The organism is Maritimibacter alkaliphilus HTCC2654 (genome assembly GCF_000152805.1).
Taxonomy (GTDB): Bacteria; Pseudomonadota; Alphaproteobacteria; order Rhodobacterales; family Rhodobacteraceae; genus Maritimibacter; species Maritimibacter alkaliphilus.
Genome location: NZ_CH902578.1, coordinates 1,784,182 through 1,806,565 on the forward strand (window position 1 = coordinate 1,784,182; position 22,384 = coordinate 1,806,565).

24 protein-coding genes are annotated in these 22,384 nt (G+C 62.7%); 14 read left to right on the plus strand and 10 right to left on the minus strand.

Features of this window, described 5'->3' with window-relative positions; genetic code table 11:
* The first annotated feature begins 16 nt into the window (after nucleotides 1–16).
* From RB2654_RS09645 to RB2654_RS09695, 11 genes are all read left to right on the plus strand, one after another.
* Nucleotides 17–1,000 (plus strand): FecCD family ABC transporter permease, encoded by a 984-nt coding sequence (locus tag RB2654_RS09645; protein ID WP_008330883.1) that lies wholly within the window; start codon nucleotides 17–19, stop codon nucleotides 998–1,000.
* Nucleotides 997–2,016 (plus strand): FecCD family ABC transporter permease, encoded by a 1,020-nt coding sequence (locus tag RB2654_RS09650; protein ID WP_008330884.1) that lies wholly within the window; start codon nucleotides 997–999, stop codon nucleotides 2,014–2,016. Before RB2654_RS09645 ends, RB2654_RS09650 begins: the two co-directional genes overlap by 4 nt.
* Nucleotides 2,009–2,797, plus strand: coding sequence for an ABC transporter ATP-binding protein (locus RB2654_RS09655; RefSeq protein WP_008330885.1), 789 nt, complete (start codon nucleotides 2,009–2,011; stop codon nucleotides 2,795–2,797). The genes RB2654_RS09650 and RB2654_RS09655 overlap by 8 nt, the downstream gene beginning before the upstream one ends.
* Before the next feature lie 744 nt (nucleotides 2,798–3,541).
* On the plus strand, nucleotides 3,542–4,048 hold the full coding sequence (locus RB2654_RS09660; protein WP_040884667.1) for a hypothetical protein: 507 nt from the start codon (nucleotides 3,542–3,544) through the stop codon (nucleotides 4,046–4,048).
* Nucleotides 4,049–4,878: 830 nt separating this feature from the next.
* On the plus strand, nucleotides 4,879–6,186 hold the full coding sequence (locus tag RB2654_RS09665; RefSeq protein ID WP_008330888.1) for an MFS transporter: 1,308 nt from the start codon (nucleotides 4,879–4,881) through the stop codon (nucleotides 6,184–6,186).
* 599 nt (nucleotides 6,187–6,785) lie between these two features.
* The gene (locus tag RB2654_RS09675) at nucleotides 6,786–7,115 is read left to right on the plus strand and encodes a hypothetical protein (RefSeq protein WP_008330891.1); all 330 of its coding nucleotides are present in this window, start codon (nucleotides 6,786–6,788) and stop codon (nucleotides 7,113–7,115) included.
* 83 nt (nucleotides 7,116–7,198) lie between these two features.
* Nucleotides 7,199–7,645 carry a c-type cytochrome gene (locus RB2654_RS09680; RefSeq protein WP_008330893.1) on the plus strand — a complete coding sequence of 149 codons (447 nt, stop codon included), beginning with the start codon at nucleotides 7,199–7,201 and terminating at the stop codon, nucleotides 7,643–7,645.
* Nucleotides 7,645–8,910: a multicopper oxidase family protein gene (locus RB2654_RS09685; protein WP_425463151.1), complete on the plus strand. Its 1,266-nt coding sequence runs from the start codon at nucleotides 7,645–7,647 to the stop codon at nucleotides 8,908–8,910. Before RB2654_RS09680 ends, RB2654_RS09685 begins: the two co-directional genes overlap by 1 nt.
* Before the next feature lie 23 nt (nucleotides 8,911–8,933).
* Complete coding sequence (locus RB2654_RS24140) at nucleotides 8,934–9,032, plus strand: multicopper oxidase domain-containing protein (protein ID WP_437435905.1); 99 nt, start codon at nucleotides 8,934–8,936, stop codon at nucleotides 9,030–9,032.
* Between the two features lie 27 nt (nucleotides 9,033–9,059).
* Nucleotides 9,060–9,494 carry a c-type cytochrome gene (locus tag RB2654_RS09690; protein ID WP_008330898.1) on the plus strand — a complete coding sequence of 145 codons (435 nt, stop codon included), beginning with the start codon at nucleotides 9,060–9,062 and terminating at the stop codon, nucleotides 9,492–9,494.
* 89 nt (nucleotides 9,495–9,583) lie between these two features.
* Nucleotides 9,584–9,919 carry a c-type cytochrome gene (locus RB2654_RS09695; protein ID WP_148912461.1) on the plus strand — a complete coding sequence of 112 codons (336 nt, stop codon included), beginning with the start codon at nucleotides 9,584–9,586 and terminating at the stop codon, nucleotides 9,917–9,919.
* Between the two features lie 21 nt (nucleotides 9,920–9,940).
* Here RB2654_RS09695 and RB2654_RS09700 read toward each other — a convergent pair whose 3' ends face one another.
* The 6 genes from RB2654_RS09700 to RB2654_RS09720 form a co-directional block, all read right to left on the minus strand.
* The gene (locus tag RB2654_RS09700; protein WP_008330900.1) at nucleotides 9,941–10,237 is read right to left on the minus strand and encodes an SHOCT domain-containing protein; all 297 of its coding nucleotides are present in this window, start codon (nucleotides 10,235–10,237) and stop codon (nucleotides 9,941–9,943) included.
* A 146-nt stretch (nucleotides 10,238–10,383) separates the two neighbouring features.
* Nucleotides 10,384–10,683: a copper-binding protein gene (locus RB2654_RS09705; RefSeq protein ID WP_008330901.1), complete on the minus strand. Its 300-nt coding sequence runs from the start codon at nucleotides 10,681–10,683 to the stop codon at nucleotides 10,384–10,386.
* 35 nt (nucleotides 10,684–10,718) lie between these two features.
* The gene (locus RB2654_RS09710; RefSeq protein ID WP_008330903.1) at nucleotides 10,719–12,086 is read right to left on the minus strand and encodes a multicopper oxidase family protein; all 1,368 of its coding nucleotides are present in this window, start codon (nucleotides 12,084–12,086) and stop codon (nucleotides 10,719–10,721) included.
* A complete protein-coding gene (locus RB2654_RS09715) occupies nucleotides 12,086–13,492 on the minus strand; it encodes a TolC family protein (protein ID WP_246146514.1) in 1,407 nt (468 codons plus the stop codon). Before RB2654_RS09715 ends, RB2654_RS09710 begins: the two co-directional genes overlap by 1 nt.
* Before the next feature lie 2 nt (nucleotides 13,493–13,494).
* Nucleotides 13,495–13,713, minus strand: coding sequence for a hypothetical protein (locus RB2654_RS23375; protein ID WP_148912460.1), 219 nt, complete (start codon nucleotides 13,711–13,713; stop codon nucleotides 13,495–13,497).
* Nucleotides 13,714–13,773: 60 nt separating this feature from the next.
* A complete protein-coding gene (locus RB2654_RS09720; protein ID WP_040884671.1) occupies nucleotides 13,774–14,145 on the minus strand; it encodes a hypothetical protein in 372 nt (123 codons plus the stop codon).
* Nucleotides 14,146–14,374: 229 nt separating this feature from the next.
* Between RB2654_RS09720 and RB2654_RS09725 the strand changes: the two genes are divergently transcribed.
* Nucleotides 14,375–16,840, plus strand: coding sequence for a heavy metal translocating P-type ATPase (locus RB2654_RS09725; RefSeq protein ID WP_008330911.1), 2,466 nt, complete (start codon nucleotides 14,375–14,377; stop codon nucleotides 16,838–16,840).
* Nucleotides 16,841–17,282: 442 nt separating this feature from the next.
* On the opposite strand, the gene RB2654_RS09730 is transcribed toward RB2654_RS09725, so the two are convergent.
* Nucleotides 17,283–17,807, minus strand: coding sequence for a cupredoxin domain-containing protein (locus RB2654_RS09730; protein ID WP_008330913.1), 525 nt, complete (start codon nucleotides 17,805–17,807; stop codon nucleotides 17,283–17,285).
* 688 nt (nucleotides 17,808–18,495) lie between these two features.
* Between RB2654_RS09730 and RB2654_RS23875 the strand changes: the two genes are divergently transcribed.
* Nucleotides 18,496–19,059, plus strand: a complete 564-nt coding sequence (locus RB2654_RS23875) for an EF-hand domain-containing protein (protein WP_083783372.1) — start codon at nucleotides 18,496–18,498, stop codon at nucleotides 19,057–19,059.
* A 21-nt stretch (nucleotides 19,060–19,080) separates the two neighbouring features.
* Here the strand turns inward: RB2654_RS23875 and RB2654_RS09745 are convergent, their stop codons facing one another.
* The 3 genes from RB2654_RS09745 to RB2654_RS09755 all read right to left on the minus strand — a co-directional run bounded on the left by RB2654_RS09745 (nucleotide 19,081) and on the right by RB2654_RS09755 (nucleotide 21,711).
* Entirely contained in the window at nucleotides 19,081–20,394 is a 1,314-nt protein-coding gene (locus RB2654_RS09745) for an APC family permease (RefSeq protein WP_008330921.1), read from the minus strand.
* Complete coding sequence (locus RB2654_RS09750) at nucleotides 20,391–21,074, minus strand: TVP38/TMEM64 family protein (protein ID WP_008330923.1); 684 nt, start codon at nucleotides 21,072–21,074, stop codon at nucleotides 20,391–20,393. The genes RB2654_RS09745 and RB2654_RS09750 overlap by 4 nt, the downstream gene beginning before the upstream one ends.
* 100 nt (nucleotides 21,075–21,174) lie before the next feature.
* Nucleotides 21,175–21,711, minus strand: a complete 537-nt coding sequence (locus RB2654_RS09755; protein WP_008330924.1) for a Crp/Fnr family transcriptional regulator — start codon at nucleotides 21,709–21,711, stop codon at nucleotides 21,175–21,177.
* Between the two features lie 55 nt (nucleotides 21,712–21,766).
* Here RB2654_RS09755 and RB2654_RS09760 point away from each other — a divergent pair, with 55 nt between their 5' ends.
* Nucleotides 21,767–22,312 (plus strand): hypothetical protein, encoded by a 546-nt coding sequence (locus RB2654_RS09760; RefSeq protein ID WP_008330927.1) that lies wholly within the window; start codon nucleotides 21,767–21,769, stop codon nucleotides 22,310–22,312.
* Nucleotides 22,313–22,384: the final 72 nt, after the last annotated feature.

Below are 22,384 nucleotides of genomic sequence, written 5' to 3' on the forward strand. Positions count from 1 at the left end.
AGAAGGTGCATCAGCAATGAAGAAAACCGCCACGCTCCTTGTGCTGGTCCTCGGCCTCGCAATCGGCGCGAGCCTCCACTTGGGGCTAAATCTCTATTCGCCGGCAAAGGTTCTGGCCGCGCTCGGGGGTGCCGAGGGCACGGATGCGATCATCATCAGGACCCTGCGCATCCTCCGCACCCTGGTGGCGATCTGCGCCGGTGCGGCGCTCGGCCTGTCGGGTTTTCTCGTCCAGTCCGCGACGCGCAATCCGCTTGCCGAGCCGGGGCTTCTTGGGATCAACGCCGGTGCGGCGTTCTGCGTCGTTTTGGGGGTCACGTCTTGGGGCACGGTCGGCCTCGCGGCGATGGGAGCGCTGGCCCTCGCGGGCGGGCTTTCGACCACGGGTTTCTTGTTCGCCGTCGTCGCAGCGGCCGGGCGGACCGCCGGGCCGGGCACGACCCTCCTCGCAGGGGTGACGCTGGCGGCCATGCTCGCCTCGCTGACCCAGGTTCTACTGCTGGTGGATGAAACGGCGCTGGAAACCATGTTGTTCTGGCTCTCGGGGGGGTTCGCCGACCGGAGCCTCGCTGTGCTCGCGCTCGGACTGCCCTCGCTCGCCGTCGGGATGATCGGGGCGCTGGCCATATCGGGGTCGCTGGACGTGCTGCGGCTCGACGACGACAGCGCCGGGGCGCTTGGTGTGCACGTGACCGGGGTCAGGATGGGGGCGCTCGCTTTGGGCGCCCTGCTCGCTGCCGGCGCGGTCGCGATGGCCGGGCCGGTCGTGTTTCTCGGTCTCGTGGCCCCACATCTGGCCCGCCGCATCGCTCCGCGCACCAACAGCGCGGGCTGGATCGTCGTCACCGTGCTGACCGGCGCGATTATCGCGGTCCTGGCCGACATCGTGGCCCGGCTCATCGTCCTGCCTGGAGAGGCGCCGGTCGGCGCTGTGCTTGCCCTCGTCGGCGTTCCCATCCTGGTCAGCCTCCTGCGTCGCAAGGCCGAGGCCGCGCTGTGAGCCGGATCGTCGCCCCCCTGCGCCTTGCCGGGCTGGCCGCTTGTCTCGCGGTGCTCGCCGTCGTGGCGACGGGCCTCGGGTCGAGCGCCCTGCCACTCGACCGCGTGACCGCCGCGCTCTTCGGGCGGGGCGAGGCGATGGATGCGGTGATCGTCTGGACCTTGCGCTTGCCACGGGTGGCGCTCGCCGTGCTCGCCGGCATGGCGCTCGCGCTGGCGGGGGCGCTCCTCCAACGGGTAACGCGAAACCCGGTCGCCGCGCCCTCGATCCTCGGGATCACCGACGGGGCCGCCGTGGGGGTTGTCGCATTCCTCTGGATCTTCTCGGACGATGCCAACGCGCTCGCGGTCTCGATCCATTGGCAGCGGCTTGCCGCTGCGCTCGGCGCCCTCGTTTTCGCGGCTCTCGTTGCGGTGCTCGCCCTGCTCGATCCGCAGGGCCTCAGCCCGTTGCGCATCATTCTCTACGGCATTTCACTTGCCGCCCTAGCGAAGGCGGCGGTGACGCTGATGATGATCCTGGGGCCGGTCTACCGCGCAGGGCAGGCCCTGACCTGGCTGACGGGATCGGTCGGTGCGGCCCATTGGCACGACGTGGGAACGGTCGCGGCCGGCCTGATAGTCGCCACACTAATCCTCGTGATGGTCGGCCGCCGCGTCCGGCAACTCGTCCTCGACCCGGAGACCGCCCAGGCGACCGGCGTTTCGGTCGGTCGGGCGCAGCTTCTGTTCCTCGCCCTCACGGTCGTGCTCACCGCGCTCGCTGTGTCACAGGTCGGTGCGGTCGGTTTCGTGGGTCTCATCGCGCCGCATATCGCGCGCCTCATTCACGGCCAGTTCACCGGGGGATACCTCGCGGCCACGGCGATGATCGGTGGCGTGCTCATCCTCGGCGCCGACACGCTGGCCCGGACGCTGGCCCCGCCCGTCGAACTGCCCGCCGGGGCCCTCACCGCGCTGGTCGGCGCCCCCCTTTTTCTCTGGCTGCTGTTGAAAGAAAGGCGAACGCATGGCTGAAGCTCTCACCCGTTTGCGCAATGTCACGGCGCGCTATGACGGTGTCACCGCGCTCGAGACGGTCGACCTCAACCTTCCCAAGGGCCTTATCACCGCGTTCTGCGGCCCGAACGGGAGCGGAAAGTCCACGGCGCTGCGCGTCATGCGCGGCCTGCACGTTCCGTCGATGGGGACCGTCGAGGTCGCCGGCCGTCCGCTCGGCGACTGGATGCCCAGGGAACTCGCGAAATCGGTCGCGATGCTGAGTCAATCGCCCGACGCGCCTCCGGAATTGACGGTGCAGGATCTCGTCCGGCTCGGTCGCTTTGCGCACCAACGTGGCTTCCGCGGGCAACGGGCGGAGGATCGAATCGCCTGCGAGAGGGCGCTGGCGGCGACTGAGATGACCCACCTCGCCGAACGGCCGATCGGGCGGCTCTCGGGGGGGCAACTACAACGCGCGTGGATCGCGATGACCATCGCGCAGGACGCACCAAACATCTTCCTCGACGAACCGACAAACCATCTAGACGTGTCGCATGCGTTCGAGGTGCTCGAACTCGTGAAGCGTCTCAATCGCTCCGAAGGCCGCAGTTTCGTGCTTGTGCTGCATGACCTCAACATGGCGATGCGCTACGCCGATCATATCGTTCTGTTCGACGAGGCGCACGTAGAGGCGGCCGGCCCCACCCGAACTGTCCTGACGGAGCGCCGGATCTCCGAGGTCTTCGGCATCGGCTGCAAGCTGATCGACATCGAGGGGCAGGACGTCCCCACTGTTGTTCTGCTGCCGGGTCAATAAGCTCTAGACTCCGTCGAAAGAGCGAAACGGGCATCCGCTTAGGCCATGGCAACAGACTGCTTTTTATGGATTCGTGTTAAGGGTGTGAGGCCACCGCTCGATCACGCGCACTTTGGCCCGGGCCAGGAATGGCTGTAGCGACACGCCACAGCAGGCCCGTAGCGTCTTCGAAAAGACGCTCCTCTTTTGCTGGGCGCCAAGTAAGAGACCCGGACAGAGGGTTTACATCGGGTTTACATAGCGCCCGCTCCGGGTTGCCCTATGTAAACTCGCGGGACGTTAGGAAGGGAAATATTCACCATTTGTTCTCATTTTGGGTTTACATGGAGTTTACATAGAGTTGACAGATTTCATCCCAAAACCGCGTTTTTTGGTGATCCATGTAAACCCCGCGACGCGAAAACCCCAACAAAACAGGCATCTGCGATGAGATCAGGCCAGGCGAAGGTTTACATCGACCTCGGCGGTGACGGCGATCGACGTCCGCGCGCACCGGCGCAAAGGCCTTTAACGGTGCATCCGAGCGCGTCCTACGATCACGCTGACGACCCACGGACGTGTGGCCAAGTCGATGTCGAACCGGTGACGCGAAGGTCCATAGGAGCAAATGTCGCGCACCGACGTGCATCATGGCTTGCGGGCCGAAACCTGGATGCTCCTTTCTGAAATAATCTCGCCTCGAACCGCCTCCCGTCGTCCGGGTTGCTATAATGGGAGATATTGAAGATCTGAAAGACGATGCTAATGAACCGACATCTGGACATCACGCGAATGACATCGGGCACGAACAGGAAATTGCTCCAACGCGAGCTGCGCAAATGGCTCGCACGCTACACTTTCACGCACTTTGTCACTTTGTCGTCCAATCACCAGAGCTTCAGCTACCAGTGGATGAAGCAACAGTTGAGAGAGTGGGATGCGCGCGTAAACCACTCTCTGAACGGCCGGCGGTGGCAAAAAAGACCGGACGAGCGCCTGGTTTGGTTCGCATTTCCGGAGAAGCTCACCACCAATCCGCACTGGCACCTTCTGGTGGCGGTTGATGACCGCGCTGAGACGCCCGCTCGTGCTGCGCGCCTTGCAGATTTTCCCATTTACGGCAACCGGCATTGGATGAACCTATGTTACCAAGGATCCTTCGACGCACAGCGCATTGAATCAAAGGGAATAATCGAGTATGCTACGAAGGTGAGCGCCAACCCGGCGTATCTGGAAAGGTTCGTGCTCTCGAGGGAGTTCATGAACATCTAGGGTTCGAAGACAGCCTGATTGCGACGCTTCAGGTAGGTCATGGGCATCTAGATTCCTGGCATTTCCATCGACCTCGCTCTGGTCGTAATGGCGAAGCTATGTTTGATAGCTCCACTACACATAAATCGAAAGCATGGTTCAGCGCCGACAACGGAGGCGCTGAACGCAGCGAGCGAGGCCGAAGGCCGAGTGAGTGAGCATCTCTTGTCGCTGCTACACGCCACGAGCGTGAACCGTTCCGCCCCCCAACGAACACGAAGTCCTAGAAAAACACGTCGCTAGCGATGAGGATGCAGACTGGTGCCGCAACAGCTTCAAGTTCCAAAGCTCCCATGTTTTCTTTTCTGTGTTCCGGTCGTTTTTGTTTGCTTCTTAGATCTGAAGAGCCAGTGATACTCGTGGTTCTCTGAACGAGGTAAGTTCTGGCACGACAACATGGACACCCGGTCTTTATCGCGAACCAGAATGCGCCCGGGGTCGTTCTTTCGACGAACAGCGAGTTCAATGAGGAGCAGCTTCAACAACTGGTCCACGAGCACCCTGAGGCACTTCCCATCAACGAAATCGACGCGGCCTTCGAGGGTGCGATTTCGGTCTGCCGCGAGTTGAACACACCCGCCGGCCCGATCGACAACTTCCTCATCACACTTTCTGGGCTCCCGGTCATCGTCGAATGCAAGTCATGGCGCAACCCGCAAGCGTGCCTTGAGGTGGTGGGCTAAGTGCTCAATTATGCGAAAGCGCTCGCGCTGGTCGTCGACTGAAATTGAGTGTGATGCTGCCCCGCGCGGTCGCACTCTCGATCCGAACACAACAAAGGACCTACTCGAATGACCAGTGAGGCTCTCAAGCATGGTCTTCGCAAAAACGCCGGCCAGGTCGCCCACCAGCTCATCCAGGTGATGCTGGTCGGCTTTGCCATCGGGATGACCCGAACGGTAGTTCCCGCCATGGCCGAATCCGAGTTTGGGCTTGAGCGCGGTTCGTTCTTGTTGCTGGCCTCCTTCGTCGTGGCCTTCGGGGCGGTGAAGGCCGTGATGAACTTTGTCGCTGGTCGCTGGTCGGAACGCATCGGTCGCAAGCGCGTGCTGTTCTGGGGCTGGGTCGTGGCGCTGCCGATCCCGGCGATCATCTGGGCGGCACCCGATTGGAGCTGGATCGTGGGGGCCACCGTGTTGCTTGGTGTGAACCAAGGTCTGTGCTGGTCGATGACCCAGACAGCGAAGCTGGACATGACGCGCGCAGACGAGCGCGGGCTGACGATGGGGCTCAACGAATTCTCCGGCTATGCCGGTGTTGCCCTTGCCGGCATCCTCACCGCCTACGCCGCCGAGTGGTTCGGCGCGCGCACGGGGCTTCTTGTCTTCGGTTTCGCGGTGATACTGGTCGCGCTTGCTCTGACGGTGGTCTGGGTGAAGGATACCCTACCTTGGGCGAAGGCCGAGAGCGCCGCCCATAAGGCCGCGCTGCAGAAGAACCCGCCACGCTATCCCCCGGGCGTCCCGGCACATCCAACGACGAGCGAAGTGTTCGCTTTGATGAGTTGGCGTGACAAGAGGCTCTTCGCGATCAGCCAAGCGGGCCTGGTCGAGAAATTTGTAGACGCGCTCGTCTGGGTCCTTTTCCCTGCCTTTCTTTCAACGCAAGGCTCCGGCCTGACCGAAATCGGCTGGATCGTCGGCGTCTATGGCTTCGTCTGGGGGGGCTCGCAGCTCTTGACAGGGCGGCTGTCGGACCATGTGGGCCGGTTATGGCCCAACGTGCTCGGCATGTGGATCAGCGGCGCCGGCGTGGCGATGGTCGTGTTGGGCACCGGTGCGTATTGGTGGTCCATTTCTGCCGGCGTGGCAGGTTTCGGAATGGCGCTCCTGTATCCGAACCTTTCGGCGGCCGTGGCCGATATCACCCCGCCCATCTGGCGCGGCTCTGCCATCGGGATCTACCGGTTCTGGCGTGACCTTGGCTACGCCATCGGCGCGCTCGGGCTCGGCCTTGCGGCCAGCCTCGCCGGGGCACCGGAAGCTGCGTTCTGGTTCGTAGCAATCTCGATGTTCATATCCGGTGCCTTGCTGTTGTGGCTCTCGGAAGAAACGCATCCGCGCTTGAATCCTGCCATTCCAGAGAATTCCGATTGCTGAATTCCTTGCCCGCCGTCTAGGCCTCATGGTCATTTTGCTTCTCGCGGTCTCGGTCAGGGGCTTTTGCCCAAGTGGATGTGCGCTGCTTCGACGATCTGTCAGACACAGAGAGACCAGCCGCGGCGCTGAATTGGCTCGCCAACCAAACCAGAACCTTCATTAACGTCTTACGCACTACCATCCGGTCCGCCGACACTGACAGCGAAGATGCTGACAAATTACGATCGCAGTCGGTCTTGCAACGGGAGCTTTGCTCAATGCCGTCGCAAAAGCTCTGCTTGAAATCCGACCGATGCCTCTACCGGCTTTTCAAAGGTCCGTTTTCGCCAAATCCGTTCATGCTTCGGGAAGTGATATCGTCGAGTGTGATGAGATCTGGGTGCACTCGCAGATAGAGCAAGACTGGCTGCACTTCCTGCGTGATGTCGGGAATGGTAAGAACGTTACCATCACACTACGCCAGGTCCAGCTGCTGATGCGCGTAGGCGCAACGAAAACGGCCTAGAACCGGGCGTCTGCCTCTAGCTTGCACGGTCGGGCCCGTCCTCATACAATAATCCATGAGGCAAAAACTCCCTGCGTCGTCACAACAGGCACGAATGTCGCTCGCCAAGGCCCTTATTCTTTCAATCATCCTAGCGTTCATTGGAATGTTCGAGGTGACGATGAACGTCGGTTCACACCATGATCCGGGCGTCGAGATTTCGCAAACCCATTGCGAATCCTGCCCTGAGGCCACTGAAATGGACACGTCCCGCGCACACGCGGGCGCTTGTTCGAGCGGAGCCAGCTGCATGCTCAATGCGGTCGAGGCCGCACAGCAGCCCATCGTATTTGTGCAGATGACGAGCGATTGGATGACCCCTGCCCCAAGCTCGACATTCGCGTCGACTCAACCCCAACTCGATCTGCCGCCTCCGCGCGCTTGAGACTGTTCCCTATGTCATCCATCGGGGCGACCCGATGATCCCGACCCGTGCAGTTGCGCGCGAACAGTTCGATCGAGAGTCACATGAACAAACCCCTGCTACTGGCCGTTCTGGCCGCCGCCGTCCTTGGCGGTATCTACGTCGTCACCCGTCCCGGCACATCTGCCCAGGACACAACCACCAGTGCGGTCGCCGAACCTGCGGAAGGCGACCCCATCGTCACCGTCACCCTTCCGCAAACGCTCTCTGACCAAGCCCAGATGGGCGAGCGCGGCTTCAACGCGGTCTGCGCCGATTGCCACGGCGAAAACGCGCAGGGCAAGATGGGGTTCGGTCCGCCGCTGGTGCACAAGATCTATGAGCCGTCCCATCATGCCGATATGGCGTTCCAACTGGCGGTCCAGAACGGCGTCACGGCGCACCACTGGAAGTTCGGCAACATGCCTCCGCAAGAGGGGCTGACAGGTGCGGATGTGCAGGCGATCACGGCCTACGTCCGTGAACTGCAACGTGCGAACGGGATCGAATGATGGGGCGCCTCAATCTCACCCGTCGCGGTTTCTGTGCCGGGGGCGTGGCGGCGTTCAGCGTCCGCCCGACATGGGCCGCCACGCCCGATGACCTGACAGCGCGCAAAGCCCGCGTCCAGCTTGCCCCGGACGGCTACCCGATGACCGAGGTGTGGTCGTATGACGGCACGCTCCCGGGCCGAACGATCCGCGTCGGACAGGGCGAACGGGTCACCCGCCGTCTGGTCAACGACCTCGACGTGCCGACCTCGATCCACTGGCACGGCATCCGCATCGACAACGCGATGGACGGCGTGGCTGGCCTGACGCAGGACGCGGTGCCGCCCGGCCACACCTTCGACTATGACTTCGTGGCGCCGGATGCCGGGACCTACTGGTATCACGCCCACACCAATTCGATGGAGCAGGTGGCGCGTGGTCTGTCCGGGCCGCTGATCGTGGAAGAAGCCGACGCGCCCGAGGTGGACGCGGACGAGGTTCTGATTCTCGACGACTGGCTGATCGACCCGGACAGCGGCCAGTTCTTCGATGACTTCAATCAGCCCATGGCCCTGTCCCATGCCGGGCGCATGGGCAACCTGATCGGGACCAACGGGCAGTATCAATTGGAGCTGCCCGCACAGTCCGGTGCGCGGCTTCGGCTGCGCCTCATCAACGCGGCCAACGCGCGGATCGTCGTGCTGCGGCTTCGGGGGCTTTCGGGCTGGTCCGTCGCGCTCGACGGGATGCCGCTTGCCGCCCCGGAACCCATGATGGACGAGATCATCCTCGCCCCGGCGCAGCGGATCGACCTGATCGTCGACGTGACCGCGCCGGAGGGCGAAACCGCCGCGCTGCTTCGTCTCGACGATGACGACCAGTGGCGCGGTCAGGTCGCCTTCCCGGTGCGGGGCACGCGCTCCGGCCCCCGTCGCGACCGCCCGGCGGCATTGCCCCCCAATCCGAATACGGCGCTGCCCGACCTGACGGCCGCGCGGTCGCTCGACATGGTCATGGAGGGCGGTGCGATGGGGCGGCTCGGCATGGCCCGTTATCAGGGCCGCGACATGGGGTTTCGCGACCTTATAGGGCAGGGCCAGTTCTGGTCGCTCGCCGGTCAGGTCGGGCTTTCCGACGAACCCTTTGCCAGACTCGACCGCGGCGAGGTCGTCCGCCTGCGGATCGAAAACCGGACCGTGTTCGCCCATGCCATGCACCTGCACGGGATGCACTTTCGCAAGGTCGCGGCGGATGGCACCCTCGGCCCCCTGCGCGCACCATCCTGAGTATCCCCGAGGAACCGCTCGAAATCGCCGTCTCGGCCGACAATCCGGGCAAATGGTTGTTCCACTGCCACATGCTCGGACACGCCAGGAGTGGTATGACCACTTGGATCGACGTCGCGTGAGCGACACAACAACAGTAAGGAGACTAAATGAAAAAGATTATCGCACTGCTTCTCGTCGCCACCGGCACGGCGGCCTTTGCACACAGCGGCGTCAAGGACCCCGACGTGATGAACCGCATGATGGGCATGTCCGAACTGGCCAAGCAGATGAAAGTCATCGGCTCCATGCACATGGGTCAGGAAGCCTTCGACGCTGAGGCTGTGAATGCGGCGCTTGCGTCCATCGCGGAAGAGGCATCCTACATCCCATCGCTGTTCGAGGTCGAGGCGCTCGACCCAAAGTCTGAGGCGCTGCCGTCGATCTGGGAGGATTTCGAGGGGTTCACGGCCAAGGCAAATACGCTGCGAGAAACGGCCAGTAGTCTTGCGGGCACCGTGGCCAATGCCGACGATCTGCGGCCGATCATGCACCAGATCGGGCAGGCTTGTAGCGCGTGCCACGCGGATTACCGCGCCGAATGAGACTGGCGGTTGCAAACTTCGCCTGCGCGGCCCCCACCGCGCAGGCCGACCACCGGTTCGAGGGCATGGATATTGCTGAACGCTAAGCGCTGTATGTCGAACACTGTGCGGCCTGCCACGTTGCGAACCTTGAGGGCCAGCCAGACTGGAAATCACCGGGGCAGGACGGACTCTTGGGAGCACCCCCGCATGACGAAACGGGCCATACGTGGCACCACAACACGGGCCTGTTGACGGATTACACCTTGCACGGTGGCCAAGCGGCTCTCAACGCGCGCGGCGCAAAAGGTTTCACCAGTGGGATGCCGGCGTTCGGGGACCTGCTGTCCGAGGAAGCGGTGCTCGACATTCTCGAATTCATTCGGTCGACCTGGCCGCGAGAGGTGCAGGAGGTTCAGAGCCACCGATCACACGTCACCGTCTGATCGGCTGATCGTGTGCACCACTCAGCCAATCAGCAGCTTCTTACGGGCGGTATAGTCATCGGCGTCGATCTCGCCACGCGCGAAACGCAGGTCGAGTTCTGTGAGCGCGGCCGAAGCCTTGCCGACATGGGTAGTGCCCTCCATGCGTCGGACGAACCAGATGATCGCAGCCACGATCAAGCCGAGGACGATCAACCAGAGAACCGGGCCGAACATCATGCCGGCACCGTAGCCCCAGTTCATCGTGTGATCGTAGCCCTCTGGATCGGCCAGTGCCGGTTGAGCGAACAGCGCAAGAGCGAGTCCAAGGCGTTTCATGTCATCCTCCAGTTTCTAGAAACTGCACCTTCAGACTACGACAGAGCGCTTCGAGCTAACTTGATCCAGCGCAACAACACAGGGTCGTGATAGGGCAAGGGCGCTCCGGTTTCCCGGAGCGCCCAATCGCACTGCTACCAAACGGATCACTCGGCGGCGATCTCAGTCACGGTGAGCTTGCCTTTCACGCGGTCGGCGAGGAACTCGATCTCCTGACCTTCGGCCAGACCTTCGATCATGGCAGGATCGGCGACTTCAAAGACCATCGTCATCGCTTCCATATCGAGATTGACCAAGGGCCCATGATCGATGGTCAGGCGATTCCACTGGCTGTCGACTTTGGTGATCGTGCCGGAGCTCATCTCCACCGCGGCGGCATCCGCATGGCTTTCAGCTTGGGCGGTGGCCGTGAACATGGCGAAGGCGAGGGTTATCAGGTATTTCATTTTGTGTCCTTTCGAGACGTCTGAGGGGATCAGGATCAGCCGCGACGAACGTGGTCGCGGGGGGAGATGATGGTTTCAGGGCTGGTGTTCCGGGCTTCCTCCGGTAATTCGCCGGTCCATTCCCAGGCTTCGGTGCCGGGCGGATTTTCATACCAACCGGGGTCCGCGTAATCGTCGGGCGCAATCCCTTCGCGCACCTTAACGACCGAGAACATGCCCCCCATTTCGAGCGGACCGTAGGGCCCCCAGCCGGTCATCATCGGCACGGTGTTGTCTGGCAGTTCCATCGACATTTCGCCCATGTCGGCCATGCCTGCGGTGCCCATCGGCATGTAGCCCTGCGTTTCCCGCCGGATCATGCCAGTGAGCCTACTCTTGTCTGCTCCGATGAAGGTCGGCAGGTCATGACCCATCGCGTTCATCGTGTGGTGCGATTTGTGACAGTGGATCGCCCAGTCGCCTTCGTGCACCGCGTCGAACTCATAGGCACGCATCGCGCCCACGGGGATGTCGATGGAGACCTCCGGCCAGCGGGCGCTTTCCGGCACCCATCCGCCGTCGGTGCATGTCACCTCGAAATCGTAGCCGTGCATGTGGATCGGGTGGTTCGTCATGGTGAGGTTGCCACAGCGCACCCGGACGCGGTCCCCCTTATTCACCACGAGCGGGTCGATGTCGGGGAAAATCCGGCTGTTCCACGTCCACATGTTGAAGTTGGTCATTTCGGCCACGCGCGGGATGTAAGTCCCCGGATCGATGTCATAGGACGCGAGGAGGAAGGCGAAGTCGCGGTCCACAGGCATGAAGGACGGGTCGCGCGGATGCACGATGAACAGTCCCATCATGCCCATGGCCATCTGCACCATCTCATCCGCGTGAGGGTGATACATGAAGGTGCCCGACTTGGTCAGGTCGAACTCATAGACGAACGTCTTGCCGGGCGGGATCGCCGGGTGGCTGAGACCTCCGACACCGTCCATGCCGGAGGGCAGGATCAGCCCATGCCAATGGACCGACGTGTGCTCCGGTAGGCGGTTGGTGACATAGATGCGCACCCGCTCGCCTTCGACAGCCTCGATAGTAGGACCGGTCGACTGGCCGTTATAGCCCCAGAGCCGGGCCATCATGCCACTCGCCATGATCCGCTCGACAGGTTCAGCGACCAGATGGAACTCTTTGACGTTGCCGTTCATGCGCCACGGCAACGACCAGCCGTTGAGCGTCACGACCGGGTTGTAATCCGGGCCGTTGTCCGGTCGCAGCGGCACCATCGTGTTAGGGCTGTCGTAGAACGCAGCTTCCGGCAAATCGCGATACCGCGTTTCGGCACGGCCGGCCGAGGTCATGGCGAGGCCCGCGCCTGCCAGTCCGGCCCCTGCGGTGAGGAGTTGTCTGCGGTTCATCAGTCGTTTCCTCCTGTGGGGCCACCCCAGATGGCAGCAGTCATGTCGGCCTCGGCGCGCCAGTAATCGGCCTTGGCCTCCGCATAGCTGATCTCGGCGTCCAGCCGTTCGCGGGCATCGGCGATAAGTTCAAAGGTCGACGACAGCATCCCGTTGTAGGACTTCAGCGCCTCCTCATCGATCACGCGGCGCAGCGGCAGGACTTCGTCCCGCCAATGCTGCGCGATGGAGTATTTGCCCGTGACTGCGGCATGCGCAGTGCGCGCCTCGGACCGCGCGTTGACCGCGGCCTGAGCCAGTTCGTTCGCGGCTCGCATATAGGCCAGTTCACCGCGGCGGTTCGCGATCTTACCGGTATCGTAAAGCGGGATCTCAAAACTGACCTGCGTGACCGGCGACACAGTCGTCTGTCGTCCCGTGCTCGTGATGGAACGCTCCGCTTCGACCCCGGCAACCAACCCGATGTCTGAGATCATGCGCGTCTGACCGGCCAGTCGATGTTCCTGTGCGATTACCTCCAGTTCGAGCCGGCCAATGGCGAGGTCGGTTCGGTTTTCCAGTGCCAGACGTTCCACATCGGCGCGCCCTGGTCGCACGCCGGGCAGTCCCGGCAGACGATCAGGCACGAAAAAGTCGATGTCTGTGCCCCAAAGCCCCATGAGTCGCGTCAGGCGTTCCTTCGCCAGTTGTGCCTCGAGCCTCGCATCGGCCCGCTCCGCGGCGAGTTCTGCGGTAAAGACATGCTCACGCGCCTGATCGGCCCGGTTCATCGCTCCGGTGCGACCAAGCTCGGAAGCGAGCTCGGACGCAGCATCGGCAGTTCCCTGTGCCCGACCGATCAACGCAGCCGTTTCGAACGCCGCGACGGCGTCGATCCAGGCCTGCCGCGTTTCCGTCGCCAAGGCGATTGTCGCGCCGAGCGCTTCGAACTGAGCCTGTTGGAAATGCGTCTGGGCGAGCGCCTTACGCGGCTTCAAGGTTGCTGCATCGAGGATCGCGCCGGTCACGGCGGCCTCAAGCGACCGCGCCAAGCCGACCTCACCGATCCCGGAAATCGTGACACCAAAAGACGGGATCGGCCCGAGCGCCACCTCCCACAGATCTGCAGCGGAAAGCCCCAGATCGGAATAGGCCGCCTGAAGCCCACGATTGTTCATCAAAGCCACCTGCACCGCAGTGTCGGGGCCGATGGTTTTGTGGAAAACGAGCGACCGGGCGCGTGCCTCGTTCGCGGCCACGTCAGCGGCCGACAGCGCCAAGACGCCGTTCGCGCCTGTCGCCTGTCTCGTGACGCGCGACACCGTCTCGAACCCCGCGCCGGGAGTCGAAACCTGATTGACGAGCGCGGTGTCCGCGCAGGCGGCAAGCACGAGCGGCACCAGCGCCACTCCTGTTCTGAGAGCCAATCTCATGATGCGGACCCCGGTGCTTGGGCGTCATTGAGGCGACGCCAGTCTTCAGGTGCGGTGATGGGGCGCGACGTATGCACAACGGTCGGCCCGAACGGCATCAAAACGGCGGTGGCTGGATCGGCGGCACGGATCAACGGCGCGGCGAGGGGTGGCTCGAACGGCTTTTCACAGCCAGCGAGCACGAGCGGCACGGCGGCCGCCAGGAACAGTCTCATGATTAGTCTCCGGAAAGGATCGACACGTCAGGCGGAGCAGTCCGCCCTGCGAAAGCGCGATCAGGCCTTCGGCGGTCGCCGCAATCCGGTCGGTTGCGATAGCTCGTTCAGCCCGGCGAAAGACCAACTGCGCGGAATGACCGAGGTTGTCCGGATCTGTGCGGCGTGCATGTTCAAGACCGAAACCTCCGCGATACACGCGTCTTCGCAGCAAAAGGGCGTGGTCGCCTCTGTCAGTTCGGAATGTCCGGTGGGCTCGGCATGCCCGGCGTGGTCCATAGTTCCAACGCCATGAGCCGCGTGAACGTCTTCACCGCCGTTCGTGGTTTCGGTCGCAGTGAATGCCATCCTCTGTTCACAAAGCATATCACCTGACATAGCCGACGATGTGACCGGTGCGATCACGACAAAAGGCAGGGTCAGGGCCAACATCAATGCGATAAAGGAGCGTCTCATTGTGCGCGCATAATCCACTGGCGCTTGAGAACTGACAAGCCACGATCTCGTAACCGTTCTCCTTTTCTGCGTCCCTCTCTGCTGAATCCCAAACGCCGGCCCCAAGGCAGAAACGGCGCCCGGCGGGGCGGTCTGAATTTCGCCCTTGACCCTCCAGTAACTGGAAGCCCCATCTTAGATGTGTAATCGAACGCCGGAGCCCGACATGCCGCAAGACCACGACACGCACCACCATGACACCGATGCCCCGAGCACCACGCGCGACCCGGTCTGCGGCATGCTTGTCGACCCGGCTGCGGGCAAACCGACCGTCAACCACGAAGGCCACACCTATCACTTCTGCTCGGACAACTGCCGGGACAAATTCCGCGCCGAACCTGACGCCTATATCACCGCGAAAGACCCGGTCTGCGGCATGGATGTCGCGCGCGCCAGTGCCGAGCACATGGTGAAGCACGAGGGGCAGAAGCACTACTTCTGCTCCGAGCGATGCCAGTCGAAGTTCGGGGCCGACCCGAACACTTACCTCGGCGACCGACCGCAGCAGGCTGAGATGCCCAAGGGCACCCAATACACCTGTCCCATGCACCCGGAAATCATCCGCGACGCCCCCGGCGACTGCCCGAAATGCGGTATGGCGCTGGAACCCGTGACGCCCTCGGCGGACACCGGGCCGAACCCCGAACTCGTCGACTTCAGACGGCGCCTGTGGATCACGGGTCCGCTGGCGCTAGCCGTGTTCGTGCTCGAGATGGGCAGCCACCTGGGTTTGCCGTTTGCGGGCTGGATCGGCCATACGGCGTTCGGCTGGCTGCAATTCGCGTTCGCCACGCCGGTGGTGCTGATCTGCTACCCGTTCTTCAAACGCGGCTGGTCGTCGATCGTGAACGCCAGCCCGAACATGTGGACCCTGATCGCGCTCGGCACCGGGGCGGCGTATCTCTTTTCCATCGTCGCCCTGATCGCCCCCGGTCTGTTTCCCGACGCTGTGCGCGGCGACATGGGCATGGCCCCGGTCTACTTCGAAGCGGCGGCGGTCATCCTCGTCCTCGTTCTGATCGGGCAGGTGCTCGAACTTGCGGCTCGGGATCGGACCGGCGATGCGATCCGCGCGCTGATGGACCTCGCGCCAAAGACCGCGCGGCGTGTGACCGATGACGGCGAAGAGGATGTGGAACTGGACGCGGTCCAGACCGGCGACATTCTCCGCGTGCGCCCCGGTGAAAGCGTGCCCGTCGACGGCATCGTGACCGAGGGCCGCACCTCCGTCGACGAAAGCATGATCACGGGGGAACCCGTCCCGGTCGAAAAAACCGAAGGCGACGACCTGACCGGCGGCACGTTGAACAAATCTGGCTCGGTTCTGATGCGCGCCGAAAGCGTGGGGGCGGATACGACACTCAGCCGGATCGTGGATATGGTGGCCAATGCCCAACGCTCCCGCGCGCCAATTCAGGGGCTCGCCGACCGGGTGTCGCTGTTCTTCGTGCCCACCGTGGTTGCCGTCGCGATCGCGGCGTTCATCGCCTGGATGGTTTTGGGCCCAGAGCCGCGACTGTCCTACGCCTTCGTCGCGGCCGTCTCGGTCCTCATCATCGCCTGTCCCTGTGCGCTTGGCCTCGCCACGCCTATGTCGATCATGGTGGCCACCGGTCGCGGTGCGCAGGCGGGTGTCCTGATCCGAGATGCCGAGGCGCTGGAGCGGTTCTCAAGAGTAGATGCGCTGATCGTCGACAAGACCGGCACGCTGACCGAGGGCAAGCCGGCCCTGACCGATGTCGAGCCTGTGGGCGAGGTGACGCGAGACCGCCTCCTGTCCTTCGCCGCGGCGTTGGAACGCGGTTCCGAGCACCCGTTGGCCGAGGCTATCGTCACGGGCGCGAAGGTGGCCGGCGTGCCCATGCTCGACGCCAAGGACTTTGAGGCTGTCACCGGGAAGGGCGTGAAAGGCCGTGTCGACGGATCAGAGGTGCATCTGGGCAACGCAGCCCTGCTCGTGGACGCCGGCATAGACACGGGTTCGCTCGATGACCGTGTGAGAGCCCTGCAATCCGACGGCAAGACCGCGATGTTCGTCGCTATCGACGGCGCGCCTGCTGGCGTCATCGCGGTGGCGGACCGGATCAAGGACAGCACACCCGACGCGATCCGCGCGCTGCACGACGCTGGCCTGCGGATCATCATGGCGACGGGCGATGCCGAGGCCACGGCACAGGCGGTCGCGCGCGACCTCAACATCGACGAGGTCCACGCAGGCGTCAGCCCCGAAGACAAGCAGGCTCTGGTCGAGAAGCTGCGCGGCGAGGGCCTCTCGGTCGCGATGGCGGGCGACGGCGTCAACGATGCCCCGGCCCTTGCCGCGGCCGACGTGGGTATCGCTATGGGAACGGGCGCGGACGTCGCCGTTGAGAGCGCCGGTATCACGCTCGTCAAAGGCGATCTGGGCGGCATCGTGCGCGCGCGCCGACTGGCCGAGGCGACGATGCGCAACATCAAGCAGAACCTGTTCTTTGCCTTCGTCTACAACTCCGGCGGCGTGCCGCTCGCGGCGGGTGTGCTGTTCCCGATCTTCGGCGTGCTCCTGTCGCCCGTCGTGGCGGCGGCGGCGATGAGCCTGTCCTCCGTGTCGGTGATCGGCAATGCGCTCCGCCTTCGGCTGGCCAAGCTCTAACGCCACCGCAGGATCTCCCAGCAAGTCGCCTAACGGGTGGCTACGACCTCGGTCGCAAAAAGACTCTTCGTCGTAGTCCGATCCGCCAATGGCAGTGCAGACCCTTGGCGCACCGCTCGCTCCCAGACAGCGATAAGCGCCGTCGTTAGAAATATTTTGCGAGAACTGACAAGGAAGGGGGGAGGTTGCAAACGAGCGGGTCTGGTTGCACAGACTACGCGTAGCGGGAATCGGTCAACAAGCTGCGCAGCGTGCAAAGGCGCTGACGTGCGTGCGAAGTGGAGCGCGTCTGGCGCAGGCGGTCTAGGCTTGGCCACCTTTAGTGGGCATATACTCGACCCAAGCCTCCGACATTTTCAACAAAAGCCGATACCAATCTCATGCGGATAGCAGCCGCGCCGCTGGAACGATCCACCGGCGCGGACAATGTGCTGAAAAGTGGTCAATTCATGGTAGCTTCTCGCAATAAACTGAACGTGCCTTTCATGCCCGCCTCGCGGTGTCCCGGAACGTTGCAAGCGAACCCGACCTCGCCTTCTTCGGGGAAGGTCCAGATCACTTCTGCCGTCTGATTGGGGGCGAGGAGCACGCTGTTCGGATCGTCATGCATCATCCCTGCCTCTTCCATGCGCGCGTGCCGTATCTCTCTAGCGGTGATCATACCTTTGCGCATCATGGCATTCATTTCGGCGCGGTGGCCGTCCCAGGTCGAATCCGTCCCGATGTTGAATTCATGAATGAATTGCCCAGTGTTGGTGACAACGAAGCGCACGGTTTCGCCTGGCTCGACTACGATTGTCTTAGGGTCAAATTTCATTTCTTTCATTGCCACCTCGATGGTGCGGTTCACGTTGCCGGGGCGGCCGGCCTCGCCGAAGCCGACGTCGGTGCCGTGTCCAGGGCTCGCCAGCACAAAGCCGGGCAAAATTGCGATGGCGCAGACGGCGCCGAAAGTTTTGACGTGCATTTGATATCTCCTTTTGTGCACTGATATTGAGACGGGCTTGTCACCCGTTCGCGTCAAATCCCTGCACGAGGAACAGGTGGGTCGGAGATAAAATCGGCGGCCGTGAGCCGCGAATTGCGGAAGGTCCTGCGCGAATGCGTGTGGGGTCGGACCTCAGCGGGACCCGACGTTTCAAAGAACCAGACTTGCACGTGACAGTCGATGCTCGGATGACAATGGACTTCGTCAGACGCTTTCTGAACGGTGCGATGATGGCCCACTTGTTGCGTCTCGGCTGCGCGGTGGTCAGAAAGGAGGTTGGCAGCCGAGACCGGCACGACAGGTGACAGCGACGTCAGTAGGCAGAGAAATGCGACAAGGTAATGTCGGAAGAGGCTCACGAAATTGCTAACTTTTTGATCGGTGCCCTGCACTCTTAGCTCTGTTCCAGCGTCGGCCGGTGTGTGGTTGCTTACCATATTCATGCATCTTGTTCGATTTGCACTGTCAATGATGCCCGTCATCGGCACTGCTACTACCTGCCCTAGATACCATTCTGCCGTTTCAGGTCGCACGGGAACGACGGGCAGCAGATTTATCTTCCTTGAGGTTGAACGGCTAAACCATCCTGCAGGAGCGGTCAAAGGTCGAAAACGGATGCGCGCGAGAATCCGCTCCTGCAACGGGGCAGCCCCGATGGCCCGAGGGGATGGCGCAAAAAAATTTTTCTTATGATGCTGTAACTTTGGCAACGGTTTGTTCGCCACTTGGCTCGGAGCTTGCACAAGAGCTGTGGCATCACACCGGGCCAAAATTGTTTCGGGTCAATGGCATGGCGGGCGGCGCAACCACTATGACTTGGACAGTGGGCGAAGATCAGACCCAGATTCGGCATAATGGTTGGCTCCGTCGTCGAACCCGGCGTGATGACTGCACGCAGGGGTTGACGGGGAACGAAGCTTTCGCCTCCAACGGTGATGGCCGCGTGACCTTCGAGGAGATGGAGCAAGGCATGGGAGACCTTCAGGTCAAGTTCGATGCCCACGGAAACGGCACCCTTTGGCTCGACGGGTTCGAGGCGCTTTACGCCAGCGTAATGCGCGAGCACATGGTCGCCATGTTCCAGGATCTCGACTCAGACGGCGATGGCGAGGTCACCGTGGATGAAATGCAGGAGCCTGCCAGGATGTTTGAGCGCATGCGCCGCTACTGGTCCGAAGATGGTAGTCCGGGTTCCATGATCGATGACGGCCCGATCATGAACGACGACTGAGACACGGCGCCATCGCCCGCCTCAGTGCGGGTGGCGGTGCTCGTCGTGCGTGTCGGCGACGCGCTTCAGGAACACATGTTCGAAGCCGAACACTGCGGCCATACCCACGATTCCGACCAGCACGATCGTCGGATCGCTTTGCAGCTTCATCGCGCCGAAGGTGACGAGAACGGCGGCATCGAGTGCGATGGCAGTGAGAAGAACCCCTCCCCGAACGCCGACGTCCTGACGCAGATTGCGCCACACACCCCAGTGGATCAGTATGTCCATGACCAGATAGAAGAACGCGCCGAGCGATGCGATCCGCGACAGGTCAAAGAACAGCGTCAAAAGCCCGGCAATGACAACGGTATAAACCAGCGTGTGATCCTTTATCGTCCCGGGCATGCCGAAATGGCTGTGTGGGATCATCTTCATGTCCGTCAGCATCGCCAGCATGCGCGACACCGCGAAGATGGACGCGATCAGGCCGGACGCGGTCGCCACCAGCGCCAGTGCAACGGTGAGGTAGAAGCCGGTCTGACCGAGCGCCGGCCGCGCCGCTTCCGCGAGCGCCGAGTCCTTCGCGGCCACGATCTGGTCGAGCGGCAGGCTGGAGCCCACTCCGAAGGCGACGAGCAGGTAAACCGCAGCGCAGATGAGGATGGAAATCGTGATCGCACGGCCCACGTTGCGATGTGGACGCGTGATTTCCGCGCCGCTGTTCGTAATGGTCGTGAATCCCTTGAATGCGAGAATCGAGAGTGCGAGCGATCCCACAAATCCGGTCGCCCCGGTCTCGAGGTCGCTCGCCGTCGCCTCGAAGGAAAACCCGCTCGCCCAGAGCGCCGCACCTCCGAAAACTGCGATGCCGAAGACCTTCAGGACGGCCATGAGAATCGAGACCAGCCCCACGGATCTGTTCCCCGCGACGTTCACGAGGTAGGCGAACACGATCAGCGCGACGCCAAGGATCGGCACCAGGGGTGTCGAAGGCTCCATACCAAGGCCGCGTAACAGGTAGGTTCCGAAGGTTCGGGCGACGAGACTTTCATTTATCACCATCGACAGCGCCATCAGGAGCGCTGCTCCTGCCGCCACGGTCTTCGGGCCATATGCTTTGTGCAGGATCATCCCGATGCCGCCCGCCGAGGGATAGGCGTTCGACATCTTGATGTAGGTATAGGCACTGAACCCGGTCACGATCGCCCCAGCGATGAAGGATAGTGGAAACAGAGGACCGGCAAGTTCCGCGATCTGCCCCGTCAGCGCGAAAATACCTGCGCCGATCATGACCCCCGTGCCCATCGCGATCGCGCCTGCAAGAGTGATCGATCCCTGTTCGTAGTCAGTCATAGGTCTTCTTCCGCTTTGCGGTCTCCGCGTAACGCAGCCCAGATGAGGGGCGCTCCAGTGGCGGCACCAAGCCCGAGCGCAAGTGCCCAGTCAACGGTGCCAAGCCCGCCCTGCGCGGCTTGGGTTCCCAGGTGGGCGAGCAGAAAACTCGCCGGCGCGATCCCGGCCAGCGTCGCGAGCGCAAAGCGCCAAGGCCGGATCGTGCTGAGGCCGGCGACGTAGCTGACAAGGTCGGAGGAGATGAAGGGCATCAACCGGCTGGCGAAAACGACCAAGGTCAGGGCGTTTTGCGAACCGAGGAAGCCCCGCTCAATCCTCTTGCCAAGTCTGCGCTCTATTGCCTCGCGCCCCAGGGCTCGAGCTAGAACGAAGGCGCAGACCGCGCCCGTTTCCGCGCCGAGGATGACCCAAGGCGTGCCCCAGGTGTGCCCATAGGCCGCGCCAGCCGCCAAAGCGATCGGGGCGCTGGGAAGCGGGCTGGCGACCACGGCCAAGATCATCAGGCCCACTATGACTACCGGGCCAGCCGCGCCTGCGTTCTCGACAAGGCGTTCGAGCGTCTCACGGTTGAGGTCGTTCGCGACGTCGGGCGAGCCCCACAGGAGCCAAGCGGCGAACAATCCGATGCCGAAGACGATCGCTACCAGCGGCGTCAAATGGGGCCTGCTTACATGGGGCATGAGTATTGCTAGCCCTAGTCTCTCGTTTATTGCAACGCAAACTCGCCATCCATCCACTTCTGCTGGAAGTGCGAGTGACCAAACTGGTCCTGTCAATACTCTAACGCCGCCGCGCGAGTTCTCGATAGAGTGCCTCTCGGGTGGTGCCGATCTCGGACGCCAAATCCTGATACTGCCCCTTGGGCGGGAGCTCGTTGCCGGTCGACAGCCACGCGTCCAGTCGCCCGGCAACCGTCCGGATCGTCCGAATCTCGGCGCGCATCCGCGCGGTCTGTGCGGCCGATGCAAGACGCGCGGCCCAATGTTCAGCTAGGTCGGGATCAGCGCGTAGCCGATCCCGTGCCACATTCGCACCGATCCGCAGGACTTCCGCCCCCTCCGGCCCCGCAACCGCATCACAGTGATAAGCCGCCGAATATAGCGACGCCTCGGCCAGCACGTCACCAGCCTTGGCGGTCTGCAGCGTCAGCGCCGTGCCCTCGAGCGTCACGCGGACGAGCCGGACCGCGGCCTGCGTCACGCGATAGAGCGCGACCACCTGGTCACCTTTCCGAAACAGCGGCTCACCCGGTCCCAGCACATCGCGAGTTGCGTCATCAAAGAGCCGTGAAAGAACGTCAAACATGATGTCTATCATATGAACGCTGAGCCTTCTGTCGCAATGGTCTTGCACCCAAAAGGAGAACCAACCCATGAAATGCATCGTCCCCTTGGCCTTCGCCGCAACCTTGGTGAGCGTCTCGCCGGCTCAGTCCCAGACGCACCAATCAGACCACATGCACGACATGTCGGTCGTATCCGCTAGCTCAAGCGAATCAGGTCAGAGCGCCTTCGCGGCGATACAGGAGATCGTCACGCTCCTCATGGCCGACCCGGACACCGACTGGTCCACTGTCGACGTCGAGGCCCTGCGCCAGCACCTGATCGACATGGACAACGTGGCGCTGCGCGCCCGTGTCGTTCGTGAGGTGACGGGCGACGGTGTGACCTTCACCGCCACAGCGGACGAGCCCGAGATCGCCGCCTCCATCGAGAGGATGGTCATCGCTCATGCGCGGACCATGTCGGGACAGGCCGGGATCTCGCTCACCGCGGCTTCGGTCCCCAATGGCGCGCGCCTGACGGCCGCCGGAAATCCCGAGCTACTGAACGCACTGGGCTTCATCGGGATCATGTCTCTGGGGGCGCACCATCAGGCCCATCACCTCGCCCTCGCCAGGGGTAGCTTGGCCCATTAGTCCCGGACAGACATCCCGCCGCTTGGAACATTCCAGCGCTGGAAGGTTGTTGTCCCACTATAACGAAGAGGA

Bases quoted from the DNA above. Each gene is read 5' to 3' on its own strand.
- RB2654_RS09645 (WP_008330883.1), top strand. From the start codon at position 17: ATGAAGAAAACCGCCACGCTCCTTGTGCTGGTCCTCGGCCTCGCAATC.
- RB2654_RS09655 (WP_008330885.1), top strand. From the start codon at position 2,009: ATGGCTGAAGCTCTCACCCGTTTGCGCAATGTCACGGCGCGCTATGAC.
- RB2654_RS09660 (WP_040884667.1), top strand. From the start codon at position 3,542: ATGAACCGACATCTGGACATCACGCGAATGACATCGGGCACGAACAGG.
- RB2654_RS09665 (WP_008330888.1), top strand. From the start codon at position 4,879: ATGACCAGTGAGGCTCTCAAGCATGGTCTTCGCAAAAACGCCGGCCAG.
- RB2654_RS09675 (WP_008330891.1), top strand. From the start codon at position 6,786: ATGTCGCTCGCCAAGGCCCTTATTCTTTCAATCATCCTAGCGTTCATT.
- RB2654_RS09680 (WP_008330893.1), top strand. From the start codon at position 7,199: ATGAACAAACCCCTGCTACTGGCCGTTCTGGCCGCCGCCGTCCTTGGC.
- RB2654_RS09685 (WP_425463151.1), top strand. From the start codon at position 7,645: ATGGGGCGCCTCAATCTCACCCGTCGCGGTTTCTGTGCCGGGGGCGTG.
- RB2654_RS09690 (WP_008330898.1), top strand. From the start codon at position 9,060: ATGAAAAAGATTATCGCACTGCTTCTCGTCGCCACCGGCACGGCGGCC.
- RB2654_RS09700 (WP_008330900.1), bottom strand. From the start codon at position 10,237: ATGAAACGCCTTGGACTCGCTCTTGCGCTGTTCGCTCAACCGGCACTG.
- RB2654_RS09705 (WP_008330901.1), bottom strand. From the start codon at position 10,683: ATGAAATACCTGATAACCCTCGCCTTCGCCATGTTCACGGCCACCGCC.
- RB2654_RS09710 (WP_008330903.1), bottom strand. From the start codon at position 12,086: ATGAACCGCAGACAACTCCTCACCGCAGGGGCCGGACTGGCAGGCGCG.
- RB2654_RS23375 (WP_148912460.1), bottom strand. From the start codon at position 13,713: ATGAGACTGTTCCTGGCGGCCGCCGTGCCGCTCGTGCTCGCTGGCTGT.
- RB2654_RS09720 (WP_040884671.1), bottom strand. From the start codon at position 14,145: ATGTTGGCCCTGACCCTGCCTTTTGTCGTGATCGCACCGGTCACATCG.
- RB2654_RS09725 (WP_008330911.1), top strand. From the start codon at position 14,375: ATGCCGCAAGACCACGACACGCACCACCATGACACCGATGCCCCGAGC.
- RB2654_RS09730 (WP_008330913.1), bottom strand. From the start codon at position 17,807: ATGCACGTCAAAACTTTCGGCGCCGTCTGCGCCATCGCAATTTTGCCC.
- RB2654_RS23875 (WP_083783372.1), top strand. From the start codon at position 18,496: ATGGCGCAAAAAAATTTTTCTTATGATGCTGTAACTTTGGCAACGGTT.
- RB2654_RS09745 (WP_008330921.1), bottom strand. From the start codon at position 20,394: ATGACTGACTACGAACAGGGATCGATCACTCTTGCAGGCGCGATCGCG.
- RB2654_RS09750 (WP_008330923.1), bottom strand. From the start codon at position 21,074: ATGCCCCATGTAAGCAGGCCCCATTTGACGCCGCTGGTAGCGATCGTC.
- RB2654_RS09755 (WP_008330924.1), bottom strand. From the start codon at position 21,711: ATGATAGACATCATGTTTGACGTTCTTTCACGGCTCTTTGATGACGCA.
- RB2654_RS09760 (WP_008330927.1), top strand. From the start codon at position 21,767: ATGAAATGCATCGTCCCCTTGGCCTTCGCCGCAACCTTGGTGAGCGTC.